Source organism: Modestobacter roseus, assembly GCF_007994135.1.
GTDB lineage: Bacteria > Actinomycetota > Actinomycetes > Mycobacteriales > Geodermatophilaceae > Modestobacter > Modestobacter roseus.
On record NZ_VLKF01000001.1, the window covers coordinates 2,123,690 to 2,138,778 of the forward strand.

The following is a 15,089-nucleotide window of genomic DNA, read 5'->3' on the forward strand; positions in this document are numbered from 1 at the left end:
CGCCCGTCAGCGCCCGTCAGCCGCCGTCAGCGCCGCATCGGCGGCGCGTCAGCGCTGCGGCCGAACCTGTCCGACGTCACCACGACTCCGGAGGAACACATGGAGAACACCATCGAGGCCGTCGGCCTCGAGCTGAGCTACGGCACCACCCGGGCGCTGGACGGGGTGGACCTCAGCGCCCGGGCCGGCTCGGTCCTCGGCGTGCTGGGCCCCAACGGTGCGGGCAAGACCACCGCCGTCCGGGTGCTGGCCACCCTGCTGCGCCCGGACGCCGGCAGTGCGCGGATCTGCGGGCACGACGTCGTCGGCGAACCGGGCCGGGTCCGCGAGCTCATCGGCCTCACCGGCCAGTACGCCTCGGTCGACGAGGACCTCACCGGCCGGCAGAACCTGGTCATGATCGGCCGGCTGCTGGGGCTGAGCCGCCCCGAGGCGCACGCCCGGGCCACCGACCTGCTGGCCCGGTTCAGCCTCACCGACGCCGGCAGCCGCTCGGCCAGGACCTACTCCGGCGGCATGCGCCGGCGCCTGGACCTGGCGGCGAGCCTGGTCAACCGGCCGCGGGTGCTGTTCCTGGACGAGCCGACCACCGGTCTGGACCCGCGCAGCCGCACCGAGGTCTGGGACACCGTGCGCGGCCTGGTCGACGACGGCACGACCGTGCTGCTGACCACGCAGTACCTGGAGGAGGCCGACGAGCTCGCCGACGACATCGTCGTCATCGACGGGGGCACCGTCGTCGCCCACGGCACCAGCGACGAGCTCAAGCACCGCACCGGCGCGCAGACGCTGACCGTGCGCCCCCGCGACCGGGCCGACCAGCCGGTGGTCCTGCAGGTCCTGGAGCAGGTCACCGGCGCCGTCCCCACCACCGACTCCCGCGGCACCGCCGCGGTCCCCGTCCCCGACGAAGCGCTGCTCGGTGCGGTGCTGGACCAGCTCACGGTGGCCGGGATCGGCGTCTCCGAGCTCGCCGTCCGGTTGCCCAGCCTCGACGACGTCTTCTTCGCCCTCACCGGCCGCCCGGCCGAGCAGACCACGCCCACCGCCGAGGAGGCCCTGGCATGAGCACCACCCTGACCGCCCCGATCGCGACACCGTCCGCCACCGAGCGGCACGGCTCCGCGGTGCAGCAGTCGCTGACCCTGGCCTGGCGCAACGTGGTGACGATCCGCCACCAGCCCGAGGCGCTGATGGACGTCAGCCTGCAGCCGATCGTCTTCACCGTGCTGTTCGTGTTCGTCTTCGGCGGCGCGATCTCCGGCGACTGGCGCGACTACCTGACCTACCTGGTGCCCGGGATCATGGCCCAGACCCTGCTGTTCGCCACCGCCGGCATCGGCACCGCGCTGAACAGCGACATCAGCAAGGGCGTGTTCGACCGGTTCCGCAGCCTGCCGATCGCCCGGTCCGCGCCGCTGGTCGGTGCGGTGCTCGCCGACGTCGTCCGCTACGTCACGGCCGTCGGGGTGCTGCTGGCCTTCGTCACCGCCCTCGGCTTCCGGACGACGGAGGGGCTCCCGGCGGCCGCGCTCGCGGTGCTGGTGGCGATCGCGTTCGCGATGTGCCTGTCCTGGGTGTTCGTCTGGATCGGCCTGGTCGTCCGCTCCCCCGGCGCCGTGCAGGGCATCGGCTTCCTGGCGATGTTCCCGCTGGTGTTCGGCAGCAACGCCCTGGTGGACGCCGACACGCTCCCCGGCTGGCTGCAGGCGTTCACCCGCAACAACCCGGTGACCCACCTGATCGAGGTCGTCCGCGGGCTGCTGCTGGGCGGGCCGGTGGCCGAGCCGCTGGCCTGGACGGCGGGCTGGGCGGCGCTGCTGCTGGTGGTCTTCGTGCCGTTGGCGATGCGGGCCTACCGGCGCCGGGTGTGAGCCCTCGCCCCCGGGTCGGACCCGTCCGGCAGCGGGACCGGCAGCCAGCCGCCGGTCGGGTCCACCCCGAGGGCGGCGAGCACCTCCTCCCGGGGAACGGCCTCACCGGCGGCCCGCAGCTGCTCGAACCGGGCCTCCCCCAGCTCGGCCTGCAGCCGCGCCTCCGTGACGTTGGCGAGCGCGTTGCCGCGGTCGCGTCGGCCGCGGACCGCGCTCGCCCGGCCGAGCAGGTCCGCCGCCCGCACCGGGTCGCCGCCCACCCGGGCGACGGCGGCCAGCGCCGAGACGACGCCGGCGGCGATCGGCATGTCGCCGGCGGCCTCGACGGCCAGGCGCAGCGCGGTCGTCAGCCGCCGGTGCGCCTCGTCCAGCAGGCGCGTCGCCGCCTCCGGGTCCGCCCCCGCCAGGGCCTCGGCCCGGGCAGCCAGCGTGAGGGCGGTGCCGTCCTGGACCATCGCCTCGATCTGCGGCGGGCCGGAACCGGCGTCCCGGACGTGCTCCAGCGCCTGGGCGTGCCACCGTTCGGCGTCCGCCAGCCGCCCGGCCAGCAGGGCGAGCTCACCGGCCGCGGACTCCGCCATCGCCAGCTGCATGCCGCCGCCGTCCCGGCCGAGTTCGGCCAGCACCCCCGCGATGTCGGCCTCCGCCCGGGCGAGGTCACCGGCCAGCGCGTGCGCCTGCGCCAGCCGGACCCGCATCAAGGGGGTGTCGTCGTCGGTGCCCAGCTGCTCGGACAGCTCCAGCGCCCCGGAGAACCAGCGGACGGCGGCGCTGCTGTCGCCGTCCACCAGCGCCAGCTGACCCAGGGCGGACGAGGCGAGGGAACGGCCCCACCGGTCGCCGATCCGGGTGAACGCGTCGTAGGCCTCGCGCAGGTCGGCCTCCAGCCCGTCCAGCTGACCGATGTTCTCCGCCACCTGTGCCCGCATCGCGTGCGCGGCAGCGACCACCCAGGGGTCGGGGTGGTCGGCCAGCAGCTCCAGCCCCTCGACGGACCGCAGCCCACCGCTGAAGACGGTGGCGATCGCCCAGGCGACGGCGCCCAGCGGCTCCGCCGACCGGTGGGTGTGCTCCGGTGGCAGCTCGGCGACCCGCCGCAGTTCCGGCACGGCGTCCTGCCAGTTCCCGAACTCGGCGCTGCCCATCGCGCTGAAGGCCCGGCAGGCCGCGCGCAGCGCCGGTGGCCCACCCGGTGCGGTCAGCGCCTGGGTCACCCACCGGCCGGCGGCCACCTGGCGGCCGGTGAGCTGCCAGAACCAGCTCAGCCGGGCTCCGAGGTGGACGGCGAGGTCCCCGTCGCCGGCGGCGACCGCACGCTGGAACACGGCCAGCAGGTCGTCGTGCTCGGCGCGCATCCGGGCCATCGCCACCAGCTGGCCCGGCCCCCGCAGCTGCGGGTCGTGCTCGTCGACGAAGGCCAGGCACCAGGTGGCCTGCGCGGCCTCAACCGCCGCCCGCTCCCTCGCGGCGGTGAGCTGCTCGGCGGACCAGGCCCGGATGGTCTCCAGCATCCGGTACCGGATGCCGCCGCCCTCGGGGTCCTCGACGGCCAGCAGCATCGACTTCTCCACCAGCCCGGTGATCGCGTCGAGCACCGCGCCGCGGCCCCAGCCGGGGTCGGCGCAGACCTGCTCGGCGGTGTCCAGGGTGGCGCCCCCGGCGAACACCGACAGCCGCCGGGCCACCGCCTGCTCGCGCTCGTCCAGCGCCTCCCAGCTCCACTCGACGACCGCGCGCAGCGTCTGGTGCCGGGGCAGGGCGACCCGGCTGCCGCCGGTGAGCAGGGCGAACCGGTCGTCGAGCCGGGCGGCGATCTGCCCGATGGACAGCGTCCGCAGCCGCGCCGCGGCCAGCTCCAGCGCCAGCGGCATCCCGTCCAGCCGGCGGCAGACCTCCAGCACGGCGGGCAGGGTCGCGGCGGTGACGGCGAAGTCCGGCCGGACGGCGGCGGCCCGGTCGGCGAGCAACCGGACCACGGGGGCGTCAGCGGCCGCCTCGTCGCCGGGCGCGGGCACCTCCAGCGGCCCGACCGGCAGCACCGCCTCCCCGGGCACGCCCAGCGGCTCCCGGCTCGTGGTGAGCACCTGCAGCCCGGGGCAGTGCGCCAGCAGGTCGTCGGTCAGCGCCGCCACCGCGGCCACCAGGTGCTCGCAGTTGTCCAGCACCAGCAGCGCCCGCCGGTCGCTGAACGTCTCCTGCAACCGGGCCCCGGCCTCGACCATCGTGGGCACCCGCTCCAGCGAGGTGCCCTCGCGCTGGCCGACCGCCGACAGCACCGCCGCCGGCAGCAGCCGAGCGTCGGCCACCGGCGCCAGCTCCACCCACCACACGCCGTCCCGGACCCCGGCGGCGCGGCGGTGCGCCGCCTCCAGCGCCAGCCGGGTCTTGCCCGCCCCACCCGGCCCGAGCAGCGTCACCAGCCGGGCGCCGTCGAGCAGCGCGGCGACCGCGGACAGCTCGTCGTCCCGCCCGCGGAAGCTGGTCAGCGGGGTGCGCAGCGCCGTGCCCGGCCGGGACGCCGGTGCCGGCGGCTCGGCCCGCAGCACGGCCAGCTGCTCGGCGCGGAGCTCGGGTGAGGGGTCCAGACCGAGCTCCTCGGCCAGCGCCGCGCGGCACCGCTCGTAGGCGGCCAGCGCCTCGGCGGGGCGGCCGAGCAGCCGCAGCGCCCGCACCTGCAGCCGGCAGAACGGCTCCCGCAGCGGGTGCGCGGTGACCAGCTCGTCGAGCTCGGCCAGCGCCGCGGCGGCCGAGCCGGTGGTGAGCACCGCGGCCAGCCGCTGCTCGGTGGCGGTCAGCCGCAGCTCGGTCCAGCGGGCGACGGGGGCGGCGGTGAAGGCGAGGTCCCGGAGGTCGGCCAGCGCGGGCCCGCGCCACAGCGCCTCGGCCTGCTCGAGCAGCTCCACGACGAGCCGCGGGTCGGTCGCCTGCCGGGCCCGGGCGAGCAGCTGCTCCCACTCGGTGGCGTCGACGGCCGCCGGGGCGACGTCGAGCAGGTAGCCGTGCCCGGCGGCGCGCACCGGCACGTCGGGCAACGCACGGCGCAACCGGGAGACCAGCGCCTGCAGGGCGTTGCCCGGCGCCGCCGGCAGGTCCTCCTCCCAGACCGCGGCCAGCAGCTCGTCGGCGCCGACCACCCGGCCGGGGTCCAGGGACAGCCGGGCCAGCAGCGCGCGGGCCCGGGGGCCACCGACGTCGACCGGCCGGCCGTCGTCGGTGACGGCGACCGGGCCGAGGAGGCAGATGCGGACGGGCACGGCGGCCATCGTCCTCCACCGCCCCGCGGGATCAGGCGGAGCGGCGCAGCAGGCGCAGCGAGCCGGTGCCGGGCAGCTCGGTGAACTCCCCGGACGCCAGCACCCGCGAGTACACGCCGAAGGGGGCCTGGCCGCCGTCCGCGGGGTCGGGGAAGACGTCGTGGATCGCCAGCGTGCCGCCGACGGCGAGCTTGCCGACCCAGGCGTCCTGGTCGCGACGGGCGGAGGCCTCGGTGTGGCTGCCGTCGAGGAACAGCAGCGCCAGCGGGGTCGACCACAGCGGCGCCAGCACCTCCGACCGCGCGACCACGGCGACGACGACGTCCTCCGCGCCGGCGGCGGCGATGGTGCGCCGGAAGCCGGGCAGCGTGTCGATCCGGCCGACGAGCGGGTCGACGAGGGACGCGTCGTGGTACTCCCAGCCCGGCTGGTGCTCCTCCGAGCCGCGGTGGTGGTCGACGGTGATCACCTGCCGCCCGGTCTCCCGGGCCGCGGCGGCCAGGTACAGCGCCGACTTGCCCAGCCAGCTGCCGACCTCCAGCAGCGGACCGGGCACCGGCACCGCGCGGGCGGCCTCGTACAGCGCGCGCCCCTCGTCGGCCGGCATGAAGCCGGGCGCCGCGGCGGCCGCGGCGAGCAGCGCCTCGCCGGTCACCGCGGGTCCCGCGGCCGCGGCGGGTCGCTCCCCTCGGCGGCGGCCTGCCGCATCGCCCGCAGCCGCTCCCGGCGGCGCTCGGCCTCCTGCTCCTCGGGGGTCGGCTCCGGCGTCGGTGCGGCGCTGCCCGGGGCCGGGGCCGCCGAGCTCGCCGCGGTGGCCACCAGCGCGCCGACGAGGGTGGTCACCGGCACGGCCAGGACGAGCGCGATGCCACCGACCAGGGTGCGGATGACCTCCTCCCCCACCTCCGCGCCGGTGAGGGTGGTCCAGAACGGCCGCTGGTAGATCTCGAACAGCATCAGCAGCGGCAGCGCGGCCCCCGCGTAGGCGAAGACGATCGTGTAGACGGTCGAGGCGATGTGGTCGCGGCCGATGGCCATGCCGCGGGCGAACAGCTGGCGCCAGCCCATCTCCGGGGAGACGTCGTGCAGCTGCCAGACCGCGGAGGCCTGGGTGATGCTGACGTCGTTGAGGATGCCGAGCCCGGCCACCACGGTCGCGGCGATGACCAGGCCGGAGAAGTCGAGGCTGCGGTCCAGCTGCAGCAGCTGCAGGTTCTCCTCGTTGTTGAACCCGAGCAGCCGGGCCGCGCCCACCGCCACCGTGCCGAGCACCGCGCTGAGCGCCAGCCCGAAGAGGGTGCCCACCAGCGCCGTCGTCGCCCGGGCGTTGAACCCGTGCGCCAGGTACAGCACCACGAACATGATCGCCGAGGAGCCGATCAGGCTGATCCACAGCGGCGAGCCGCCCTCCAGCAGCGCGGGCAGCATGAACTCGAGCAGGACGACGAAGGCGAAGCCCAGCCCCACCAGCGAGAGCAGCCCGCGCAGCCGGGCCACCGCGCCGACCACTAGGGCGAACGCCAGCGCGAGGACCACGATCGGGGTGCCGCGGGCGAAGTCGGAGAACTGGTAGGTGGCCTGACCGCCCTCGACCGGGTCCCGGGTGAGCACGAGCTCATCGCCGGCCGCCACCCCCGCGCTCACCACCTCGGGGGGCAGGTCGACCTGCACGAAGTCGCCGCGGCTCTCCCCCTCGCCCACGACCATCACCGCGGTGGCGCAGGTCAGCGCCTCACCCCCGGGGTCGGAGCAGTCGTAGGGCTGCAGCGACGACACGGTGGCCACCGGGTAGGTCTGGCCGGGCGGGAAGAAGTCGTCGGCCGCCTGCTCGGCCGCGGTCGGTTCGCTGCTCGGCCAGAACACGACCAGGCCGGCGACGGTGGCCAGCCCGACCGGGACGAGCAGGTAGAGCATCAGCCGCACCGCCCAGCGGCGCCGGGCGACGGCGGCGGGATCGGGCGGCGGCAGCTCGCCGTCGGTGGCCGGTCCGTGACCGTGGGAGTGGGCCGTCACCCGGTCAGGCTAGGCGGCGCCCCGCCCGGATCGTGGCGGGACAGGCGGACCCGGCGGACGCGGGGCGCCTACGTTGGGGGGATGAGCAGCGCCTGGAGCCTGGCCGACGTCCCGCCGCAGCAGGGCCGGACGGCGGTGGTGACCGGCGCCAACAGCGGCCTGGGCCTGGAGACCGCGCGCGCCCTGGCCGCGGCCGGCGCCCGGGTGGTGCTGGCCGTGCGGGACGTGTCCCGTGGCGAGCAGGCGGCCGCCGGCCTGACCGGGGAGGTCGAGGTGCGCCGGCTGGACCTGGCCGACCTCGCCTCGGTGCGCGCGTTCGCCGCGGGGTGGACCGGGGACCTGGCCGTGCTGGTGAACAACGCCGGGATCATGCACGTGCCGGCCGGGCGCACCGCCGACGGTTTCGAGCTGCAGTTCGGCACCAACCACCTCGGGCACTTCGCGCTGACGGCGCTGCTGCTGCCGCACGTCACCGACCGGGTGGTCACCGTCTCCTCGATGCTGCACCGGTCCGGGGAGATCGTGCTCGACGACCTGAACTGGGAGCAACGGCCGTACTCGGCCACCGGCGCCTACGGGCAGTCGAAGCTGGCCAACCTGCTCTTCACCCTGGAGCTGCAGCGCCGGCTCACCGCGGCCGGCGCGCCGGTGCGGGCACTGGCGGCGCACCCGGGCTGGGCGGCCACCAACCTGCAGGGCCGCACCGGCAACCGGGTGAAGGACGCCGCGATGGCGGTGGCCAACCGGGCCTTCGCCACCGGCGCCGAGCAGGGCGCGCTGCCCACGCTGTTCGCCGCCACCGCCGACCTGCCCGGTGGGGGCTTCACCGGCCCGGACGGGCGGACCATGCGGGGTGCGCCGACGCTGGCCGGCCGCAGCGCCGCGGCGTCGGACCCGGAGCTGGCCCGCCGCTTGTGGACCGCCTCGGCCGAGCTCACCGGGGTGGACCTCCCGGCTCAGCTGCCCGGCTGACGCGCCGCACGCTCCGCGGCCGGCGCCGCCACGAGCACCAGGACGGCGGCCGCTCCGAACGCCGTCCGCAGTCCGGTCGCGCCCGCGACCGCGCCGAGCACCAGGGCGCCGACGGCCTGCCCCACGGTGAGGGCGATGAAGAGCACCGCGGCGGCCTGCGGTGCCGCGGCGGGGAGCCGGTGCCCGCCCCAGACGATGAGCACCCCGCTGAGCGCGACGAACGCGGCGCCGAAACCGCCCAGCGCAACCCCCGCGACGACCGGTGCGCCGGGCAGCGCGGCGAGCAGCGCGGTGGCCGCGGCGGCGATCGCGGTCGACCACAGCCAGGCACGGCGCAGCCCGAACCGGACCACCAGGTCGCCGCTGAGCCCACCGACGAGGCCGGCCCCGCCCAGCACGCACCACAGCAGCCCGGTCGTGCCGGCGGGCAGCCCGCCGTCGGCGGTCATCAGGTCGCGCGCGAACGTCCACACGGCAGCGCAGCCGGCGCCGGCCACCAGCGCGGCGACCAGCGGCCGGGCGAGCGCGCGCACCGGCACCTCCGGTCGGGCCTCGGCGACGGTGGGCCAGCGGCTGGACCGGTCGGCCCACGCGGTGACGAGCACGGCCGCGACCGCGAAGCCGGCCCAGGCCGGCCGCCAGACGTCGGGCACGCTGAGCACCAGCAGCCCACCGACGACGACGCCGACCCCGGTGCCGCTGTTGACCACCGCCTGCGCCCGCGGCTGGGCGTCCGGCCGCACCGTCGCCGCCACCGCGGCGACCAGCGCCGGGGTGGCCGCCCCCGCCCCGCTGCCCGCCAGGAGTGCACCGACGGCCAGGGCCGGGACCGACCACGCGGCGGCCACCAGCAGCGACCCCAGCGCGGCCGCGCCCCCGGCCAGCCACAGGGTCGTCCGTGCCCGCGCCCGCCCGGTGAGCCGCTGGGCGACGGCGGCGGCCAGGCAGTAGGCGAGGTAGCCGGCTGCCGCGATGCCCCCGGCCGTGCCCGGTGAGATGCCGAACGCGTCGCGGAACTGCGGCAGGTAGAGCCCGAAGCCGTACCTGGCCAGCCCGTAGGTGACCGCGATGACGGCCAGCCCGGGCACGACCAGGGCGGCCGGCCGGTCGACGGGCCGCGACTGTAACGATCGTTTCATCATAACGAGCGTTACAGTAGGCGCATGAGCACCCGCCCCGCGACCCGACCGGCCCGCGAACGGCTGCTCGCCGCCGCCGGCGAGCTCTTCTACGAGTCCGGCATCGCCGCGACCGGGGTCGACGCGGTGCTCGCCCGCGCCCGGGTCGCCCCGGCCACGATGTACGCCCACTTCGCCGGCAAGGACGGCCTCGTGGCGGCCTACCTGCAGCGGCGGTACGAGCTGTGGGAGCAGACCTGGGACGAGGTGCTCGCCGAGCGCACCGACCCGGTCGACCGGTTGCTGTCGGTCTTCGACGCCGTCGACCGGTTCCGCGAGCGGGAGGGCAGCGGACGCGGGTGCGCGTTCCTCGCCGCAGCCACCGAGCTGCCCCACGGACACCCCGGCCATCCGTGGCTGCAGGCCGACTCCCGACTGCTCACCCAGCGGCTGCGCGAGCTCGCCGCCGCCGCGGGCGTGACCGACCCGGACGAGGTCGCCACCACCCTGCTGCTCTGCTACGACGGCGCACTGGCCCGGGCGGCCCGCGAGTCGACCAGCCCGGAGCTCGCCGCCGGGTCCTCGGTCACCCGGGCGCGCGCTCTCGCCGCCGGCTGGCTCGCCGCCCGCGGCCACCTGCGCGCCGGCTGACCCCGGGGCACCGCCGCGGGTTCGCGTGGTGTCGGGACCGGGCTCGTGGTGCAGTGAGGCCGTGCCCGTCGTCGACAAGCTCGATCGGTTGCAGCGCAGACACCGGGCCGCCGGGTTCCCCATCGCCGTCGTCTACAAGTACGTCGACGACTCCGGCCCCTACCTCGCCGCGCTGATCACCTACTACGCCTTCGTCTCGCTGTTCCCGCTGCTGCTGCTGTTCTCGACCGTGCTGAGCAACGTCCTGGTCGACAACCCGGAGCTGCAGGAGCAGCTGCTGGACTCCGCGATGAGCCAGTTCCCCGTCGTCGGCGAGCAGCTCGGCGAGCCGCGGGGCCTCAGCGGCGGCGTCCTCGGGGTGGTCGTCGGCATCCTGGGTTCCCTCTACGGGGCCCTCGGCGTCGCCCAGGCGATCCAGTACGCGATGAACACCGCCTGGGCGGTGCCGCGCAACAGCCGGCCCAACCCCTTCCTCGCCCGCGGGCTCAGCCTGCTGCTGGTCGTCACCGCGGGGGTGGCGGTGATCGGGACGACGGCCCTCGCCACCGTCACCGCCGGCCACGCCGGGTCCCTGGGTGCGGCATCCCGGGCCCTGACCGTGCTCGGCTCGGTCGCGATCAACGCGGTCGTCTTCGTCTTCGCCTTCCGGCTGGCCACCGCCCGGCCGCTGACGATCCGCCAGGTGCTCCCGGGGGCGTTCATCGCCGCGGTGCTGTGGCAGCTGCTGCAGACCTTCGGCGTCACCTACGTCAGCCGGGTCGCCAGCGGTTCCAGCGCGACGAACGGCGTCTTCGCCCTGGTGCTCGGGCTCCTCGCCTTCCTCTACCTGGCCGCGGTGGTCGGCGTGCTCTGCGTGGAGATCAACGTGGTGCGCGTGCACCGGCTGTGGCCCCGGGCGCTGCTCACCCCCTTCACCGACGCGGTCGACCTCACCCCCGGCGACCGGCGCAGCTACACCGGCATGGCGAAGGCGCAGCGGACCAAGGGCTTCGAGACGGTGCACGTCACCTTCGACCCGCCGGACCGCGACCCGGACTGAGGTTTACTGCGATCGCCCATCGAGGTATTCTGCAGTCGTCGCTAGAGGTTCCTGGCGACGAGCCACCGTCCCACCGCACGTGTTCTGGAGGTAACCAGCCATGATGCTGACGTCCTACGACCCCTTCGCGTCCTCGTCGTCGCTGTTCCGGGCACTGGACCAGCTGACCGGCCGCACCGGCACCACGACCGCCCGGCCGCTCGCCGGCATGCCGATGGACGCCTACCGGGTGGGCGACAACTTCGTCGCCCACTTCGACCTCCCCGGCGTCGACCCCGGCTCCATCGACCTGCAGGTCGAGGGCACCACGCTGACCATCAGCGCGGAGCGCTCCGTGCCGCAGATCGAGGGCGCCCAGTGGCAGGTCGCCGAGCGCCCGTTCGGCAGCTACACCCGCCAACTGGTGCTCGGCCGCAGCCTGGACACCGACCGCCTGGACGCCAGCTACCACGACGGCGTGCTCACCGTGAGCATCCCGGTCGCGGAGCGGGCCAAGGCCCGCAAGATCGCCGTGACCCGCGCGGACACGCCGGCTGCGGTGGATGCACACACCATCGACGGCGAGCAGCCCGCGATGGAGTCGGCCGCGCCCGCGGCGGAGCAGCCGGCACAGGGCTGACGCCGACCGACCCTCGACGGGGGCGGGGCCCGACGGCCCCGCCCCCGTCGTCGTCCCGAGCACTGGAGGACCCATGGGCAGCGACCCGCTCGACCGGCTGGACGACCCCGACCACCCGGTGCTCACCATGAGCCAGGCCGCCGAGCTGCTCGGCGTGCAGGCCGCGTTCCTGCGCAGCCTGGACACCTCCGGCGTCCTCCACCCGCACCGCTCGGCCGGCGGCCACCGCCGGTACTCCCGACATCAGCTGGAACTCGCCGCCCGGGTGCGAGGGCTGCTCGACGACGGCCACCTGCTGGCCTCCGCGCAGGTGATCGTGCAGCTGGAGGACGACCTCGCCGAGGCCCGCGACGAACGCGACACCGCCCGCCAGGAGCTCCGCGACCGCGACTGAACCCCGTCCGGAGGGCGAAAATGGCCATTTTCGCCCCGCGTCGGAGGGCGAGGATGGCCATTGTCGCCCAGGGGGGGACGGGTCAGGCGACGGCGGGGAGCAGCAGCAGGACGGTCGGGACCAGGAGCAGCCCGAGCGCGGCGGCGATCGCCCCGGCCCGGCCGGCCGGGGGCAGCGGCGCAGCCGGGGCCAGCAGCCGGCGCACCCGGGCGGCGACCGCTCCCCCGGTGACCGCCAGCGCCCCGGCCGGCACCCCACCGCCGGCGCCCCCGGCGGAGGCGACGATGGCCGCGGCCAGCGTGCGGCGCGGGTCCGGTCCGGGCAGCGCGGTCAGCGCCACGTCGTCGGCCCGCATCTCGACCAGGTCGCGGACGGCGTCGTGCGCCCGGTCGGCGGCCGGCAGCACCGGCAGCGCGGCCCGCCAGGCGACGAACGGCAGCAGCAGCAGGTGGTGGTGCTCGCGCAGGTGGGCCCGTTCGTGCGCGACGACGGCGGCCAGCTGCTCCCCGGGCAGCTCGGCGACCATCCCGGAGGAGAGCACCAGCAGCGGCCTGGCACCGGGGATGCAGAAGGCGACCGGGGCCGGGTGGTCCAGCAGCAGGGTCTCGTCCGGGTCGGGCGCCGACGAGCCGGGCCGGACGACGAGCTCCAACAGCTCGCGGTGCCGCCGCCGGGTACGGGCGGTGCGCACCCAGGAGAGCGCGAGCACCCCGAGCAGCTCCAGCGCGAGCACCGCGGCCAGGGTCTGCGCCACCCAGTGGTCACCGCGCACCGGCTCGACGGCCGGCTGGCGGGTGACCCAGTGCCACCACGCCTCGGGCAGCGAGTGCCCCCAGGGCGCCAGGCCGTGCACCAGCAGCGCGCCGATGATGGACAGCCCACCGGCCAGCCCGATCGCCTGCCAGCAGACCAGGGCGGCCAGCGGGTCGCGCCGCGCCCAGCCGGCCCGGGCGAGCGCGGCCGGCACCGGCCAGGCCAGCAGTGCGGCGAGGACGGCGAGCGCGGTGGCGGTCGCGGGCAGCACGGTCAGCGGCCGCCGGCGTCCTGCCCGGGCCGGTCGGCGCCGGCCAGCAGCGCCCGCAGCATCTCCGCCTCCTCGGCGTCGACCCCGCCGACGAAGCGGGCGAGCACGGCCTGCCGGTCGGCGGCCTGGCCGAGCACCTCGCGCATCAGCCCGGCCGCGTGCTCCTCGCGCGAAGCGCGCGGGGCGAACCGCCGGGGGCGGGCGTCGTCGTGCACCAGGAAGCCCTTCTGCTCCAGCCGGCCCAGCACCGTGTGCACGGTGGTGAGAGCGAGATCACGGTCCCCATCGACGGCATTGAGGCCGTCGCGCACTTGCGCAGCGCTGACCGGGCCGCCCGCCGCCCAGAGCCAGTCCATGACGGTGCGTTCCAGCTCTCCCATCGAGGCCAAAGGTCCCTCCCCTGTCCGGCGTCTCACAGCCGATCGTCTCTACCGGTCGTAGAACTTCGGTTCTACGAGGCGTAGAAAAGGGTTCTACGAACCGTAGAAGAACGTGTCGATCGTACGACGCGAGAAGAGGGGCAGGCCCGTGGACGTCCTGGACGTGGCGCGCTGGCAGTTCGGGATCACCACCGTCTACCACTTCCTGATGGTCCCGCTGACCATCGGGCTGGGGATCCTGGTGGCGGTCATGCACACCATGTGGGTGCGCACCGACAAGCCCGAGTGGCTGCGGATGACGCGCTTCTGGGGGCGCGTCTACCTGATCAACTTCGTCCTCGGCGTGGCGACCGGACTGGTCCAGGAGTTCCAGTTCGGTCTGGCCTGGAGCGAGTACAGCCGCTTCGTCGGCGACGTCTTCGGCTCGCTGCTGGCCCTGGAGGCCCTGCTGGCCTTCTTCCTGGAGTCGACCTTCCTCGGCCTGTGGATCTTCGGCTGGGGCCGGATCCCGAAGAAGCTGCACCTGGCCTCGCTGTGGGCGGCGGTGATCGGGTCGATCATCAGCGCGTACTTCATCATCGCGGCCAACTCCTGGATGCAGCACCCGGTCGGCGTGGTCACCAACGACGCCACCGGCCGCCCCGAGCAGGTCGACTTCTTCGCGGTGCTGACCAACAACACCGCACTGGCCGCCTTCAGCCACACCATCGCCGGCGCGCTGATGGTCGCCGGCGCGGCGCTGGTCGGCATCGGCCTCTACCACCTGCGCAAGCGGCGGCTGGCCGGCCGCTCGCCCGAGGAGACCGATCACGCGGTGTGGCGCCGCTCGGCCCGCCTCGGTGGGTACGTCTCGCTGATCGCCTTCGTGCTCGTCGCGATCACCGGCGACTACCAGGCCAAGCTCATGTACGAGCAGCAGCCGCTGAAGATGAGCTCGGCCGAGGCGCTCTGCACCACCGAGGCGCCGGCCCCCTTCTCGATCTTCGCCTTCGGCAAGCTGAGCGACAACGAGTGCGACGACGTGCACTCCTGGACCGTCCCCTACCTGCTCTCCTACCTGGCGCACGGTGACTTCTCCACCGCCGTCCCCGGGGTCAACGAGCTGCAGGAGGAGTACTCGGCCGCCTACGGCGCCACCTACCCCGACGACCCGTCGTTCGGGGACAAGGCGGGCGAGCCGATCGACTACACCCCGGTGCTCGCGGTCACCTACTGGAGCTTCCGGCTGATGATCGGCATGGGCATGGTCTCGGCCGCCGTCGGCGCCTACGCCCTGTGGTCCACCCGGCGCGGGAGGGTGCCGACGTCCGCGATCGGCGTCTACGGCTCGCTGCTGGCCATCGGCACGCCGTTCCTCGCCAACGCCGCCGGCTGGATCTTCACCGAGATGGGCCGCCAGCCCTTCGTCGTCTACCCGAACCCCGACGTGCCCCGCGAGGAGCAGGTCTACTTCTTCACCGCGCAGGCGGTCTCCCCCGGCGTGAGCGCCGCCGAGGTGTGGACGTCGCTGATCGCCCTGACCCTGGTCTACGGGGCGCTCGCGGTGGTGGAGCTGTGGCTGCTCACCCGCTTCGTGCGCCGCGGCGTGACCACCAGCGACGGGGCCCCGACCCCGGGGCACACCCCCGAGGGCAGCCCGGACGACGACGTCAGCGGCGGCGCCGACGTCACCCCCGGCAGCGCCAGCACCCGCCGCAGCGACGAGGACGACGTCCTCTCGTTCGCCTACTGATCCGCGATCCAGGGAGACG

The 15,089-nt window shown here is 75.4% G+C and carries 14 protein-coding genes; 8 read left to right on the forward strand and 6 right to left on the reverse strand.

The window, feature by feature from the left end; translation table 11 throughout:
• Window positions 1-99: 99 nt before the first annotated feature.
• Complete coding sequence (locus JD78_RS10110; protein ID WP_153355837.1) at window positions 100-1,068, forward strand: ATP-binding cassette domain-containing protein; 969 nt, start codon at window positions 100-102, stop codon at window positions 1,066-1,068.
• Complete coding sequence (locus JD78_RS10115; RefSeq protein ID WP_153355834.1) at window positions 1,065-1,874, forward strand: ABC transporter permease; 810 nt, start codon at window positions 1,065-1,067, stop codon at window positions 1,872-1,874. The genes JD78_RS10110 and JD78_RS10115 overlap by 4 nt, the downstream gene beginning before the upstream one ends.
• Here the strand turns inward: JD78_RS10115 and JD78_RS10120 are convergent.
• From JD78_RS10120 to JD78_RS10130, 3 genes are read right to left on the reverse strand one after another with little or no spacing between them, the layout of a single operon-like run.
• Window positions 1,856-5,137: an AfsR/SARP family transcriptional regulator gene (locus JD78_RS10120; protein ID WP_166521104.1), complete on the reverse strand. Its 3,282-nt coding sequence runs from the start codon at window positions 5,135-5,137 to the stop codon at window positions 1,856-1,858. The genes JD78_RS10115 and JD78_RS10120 overlap by 19 nt on opposite strands.
• Before the next feature lie 22 nt (window positions 5,138-5,159).
• On the reverse strand, window positions 5,160-5,783 hold the full coding sequence (locus JD78_RS10125) for a class I SAM-dependent methyltransferase (protein WP_166521105.1): 624 nt from the start codon (window positions 5,781-5,783) through the stop codon (window positions 5,160-5,162).
• Window positions 5,780-7,141: a YibE/F family protein gene (locus JD78_RS10130; protein ID WP_153362165.1), complete on the reverse strand. Its 1,362-nt coding sequence runs from the start codon at window positions 7,139-7,141 to the stop codon at window positions 5,780-5,782. The genes JD78_RS10125 and JD78_RS10130 overlap by 4 nt, the downstream gene beginning before the upstream one ends.
• Before the next feature lie 81 nt (window positions 7,142-7,222).
• Between JD78_RS10130 and JD78_RS10135 the strand changes: the two genes are divergently transcribed.
• Complete coding sequence (locus tag JD78_RS10135; RefSeq protein ID WP_153362166.1) at window positions 7,223-8,113, forward strand: oxidoreductase; 891 nt, start codon at window positions 7,223-7,225, stop codon at window positions 8,111-8,113.
• On the opposite strand, the gene JD78_RS10140 is transcribed toward JD78_RS10135, so the two are convergent.
• Window positions 8,098-9,252 (reverse strand): MFS transporter, encoded by a 1,155-nt coding sequence (locus tag JD78_RS10140; protein WP_228395398.1) that lies wholly within the window; start codon window positions 9,250-9,252, stop codon window positions 8,098-8,100. The genes JD78_RS10135 and JD78_RS10140 overlap by 16 nt on opposite strands.
• A 24-nt stretch (window positions 9,253-9,276) precedes the next feature.
• Here JD78_RS10140 and JD78_RS10145 point away from each other — a divergent pair, with 24 nt between their 5' ends.
• The 4 genes from JD78_RS10145 to JD78_RS10160 all read left to right on the forward strand — a co-directional run bounded on the left by JD78_RS10145 (window position 9,277) and on the right by JD78_RS10160 (window position 11,934).
• On the forward strand, window positions 9,277-9,882 hold the full coding sequence (locus JD78_RS10145) for a TetR/AcrR family transcriptional regulator (protein ID WP_153362168.1): 606 nt from the start codon (window positions 9,277-9,279) through the stop codon (window positions 9,880-9,882).
• 61 nt (window positions 9,883-9,943) lie between these two features.
• Entirely contained in the window at window positions 9,944-10,921 is a 978-nt protein-coding gene (locus JD78_RS10150) for a YihY/virulence factor BrkB family protein (protein ID WP_153362169.1), read from the forward strand.
• A 100-nt stretch (window positions 10,922-11,021) separates the two neighbouring features.
• Window positions 11,022-11,540: an Hsp20/alpha crystallin family protein gene (locus tag JD78_RS10155; protein WP_243731017.1), complete on the forward strand. Its 519-nt coding sequence runs from the start codon at window positions 11,022-11,024 to the stop codon at window positions 11,538-11,540.
• 73 nt (window positions 11,541-11,613) lie between these two features.
• Entirely contained in the window at window positions 11,614-11,934 is a 321-nt protein-coding gene (locus JD78_RS10160) for a MerR family transcriptional regulator (protein WP_166521106.1), read from the forward strand.
• A gap of 82 nt (window positions 11,935-12,016) precedes the next feature.
• On the opposite strand, the gene JD78_RS10165 is transcribed toward JD78_RS10160, so the two are convergent.
• Both JD78_RS10165 and JD78_RS10170 read right to left on the reverse strand, forming a co-directional pair.
• On the reverse strand, window positions 12,017-12,958 hold the full coding sequence (locus JD78_RS10165; RefSeq protein ID WP_166521107.1) for a M56 family metallopeptidase: 942 nt from the start codon (window positions 12,956-12,958) through the stop codon (window positions 12,017-12,019).
• A 2-nt stretch (window positions 12,959-12,960) separates the two neighbouring features.
• Window positions 12,961-13,338 carry a BlaI/MecI/CopY family transcriptional regulator gene (locus tag JD78_RS10170; RefSeq protein ID WP_194290562.1) on the reverse strand — a complete coding sequence of 126 codons (378 nt, stop codon included), beginning with the start codon at window positions 13,336-13,338 and terminating at the stop codon, window positions 12,961-12,963.
• 148 nt (window positions 13,339-13,486) lie between these two features.
• On the opposite strand from JD78_RS10170, the gene JD78_RS10175 reads away from it, so the two are divergent.
• On the forward strand, window positions 13,487-15,070 hold the full coding sequence (locus tag JD78_RS10175; protein WP_153362171.1) for a cytochrome ubiquinol oxidase subunit I: 1,584 nt from the start codon (window positions 13,487-13,489) through the stop codon (window positions 15,068-15,070).
• The last annotated feature ends 19 nt before the right edge of the window (window positions 15,071-15,089 follow it).

Excerpts from the sequence above, each read along its gene's own strand:
- JD78_RS10170 (WP_194290562.1), bottom strand. The coding sequence starts at position 13,338 with ATGGGAGAGCTGGAACGCACCGTCATGGACTGGCTCTGGGCGGCGGGC.
- JD78_RS10135 (WP_153362166.1), top strand. The coding sequence starts at position 7,223 with ATGAGCAGCGCCTGGAGCCTGGCCGACGTCCCGCCGCAGCAGGGCCGG.
- JD78_RS10145 (WP_153362168.1), top strand. The coding sequence starts at position 9,277 with ATGAGCACCCGCCCCGCGACCCGACCGGCCCGCGAACGGCTGCTCGCC.
- JD78_RS10140 (WP_228395398.1), bottom strand. The coding sequence starts at position 9,252 with ATGAAACGATCGTTACAGTCGCGGCCCGTCGACCGGCCGGCCGCCCTG.
- JD78_RS10155 (WP_243731017.1), top strand. The coding sequence starts at position 11,022 with ATGATGCTGACGTCCTACGACCCCTTCGCGTCCTCGTCGTCGCTGTTC.
- JD78_RS10115 (WP_153355834.1), top strand. The coding sequence starts at position 1,065 with ATGAGCACCACCCTGACCGCCCCGATCGCGACACCGTCCGCCACCGAG.
- JD78_RS10110 (WP_153355837.1), top strand. The coding sequence starts at position 100 with ATGGAGAACACCATCGAGGCCGTCGGCCTCGAGCTGAGCTACGGCACC.
- JD78_RS10120 (WP_166521104.1), bottom strand. The coding sequence starts at position 5,137 with ATGGCCGCCGTGCCCGTCCGCATCTGCCTCCTCGGCCCGGTCGCCGTC.
- JD78_RS10160 (WP_166521106.1), top strand. The coding sequence starts at position 11,614 with ATGGGCAGCGACCCGCTCGACCGGCTGGACGACCCCGACCACCCGGTG.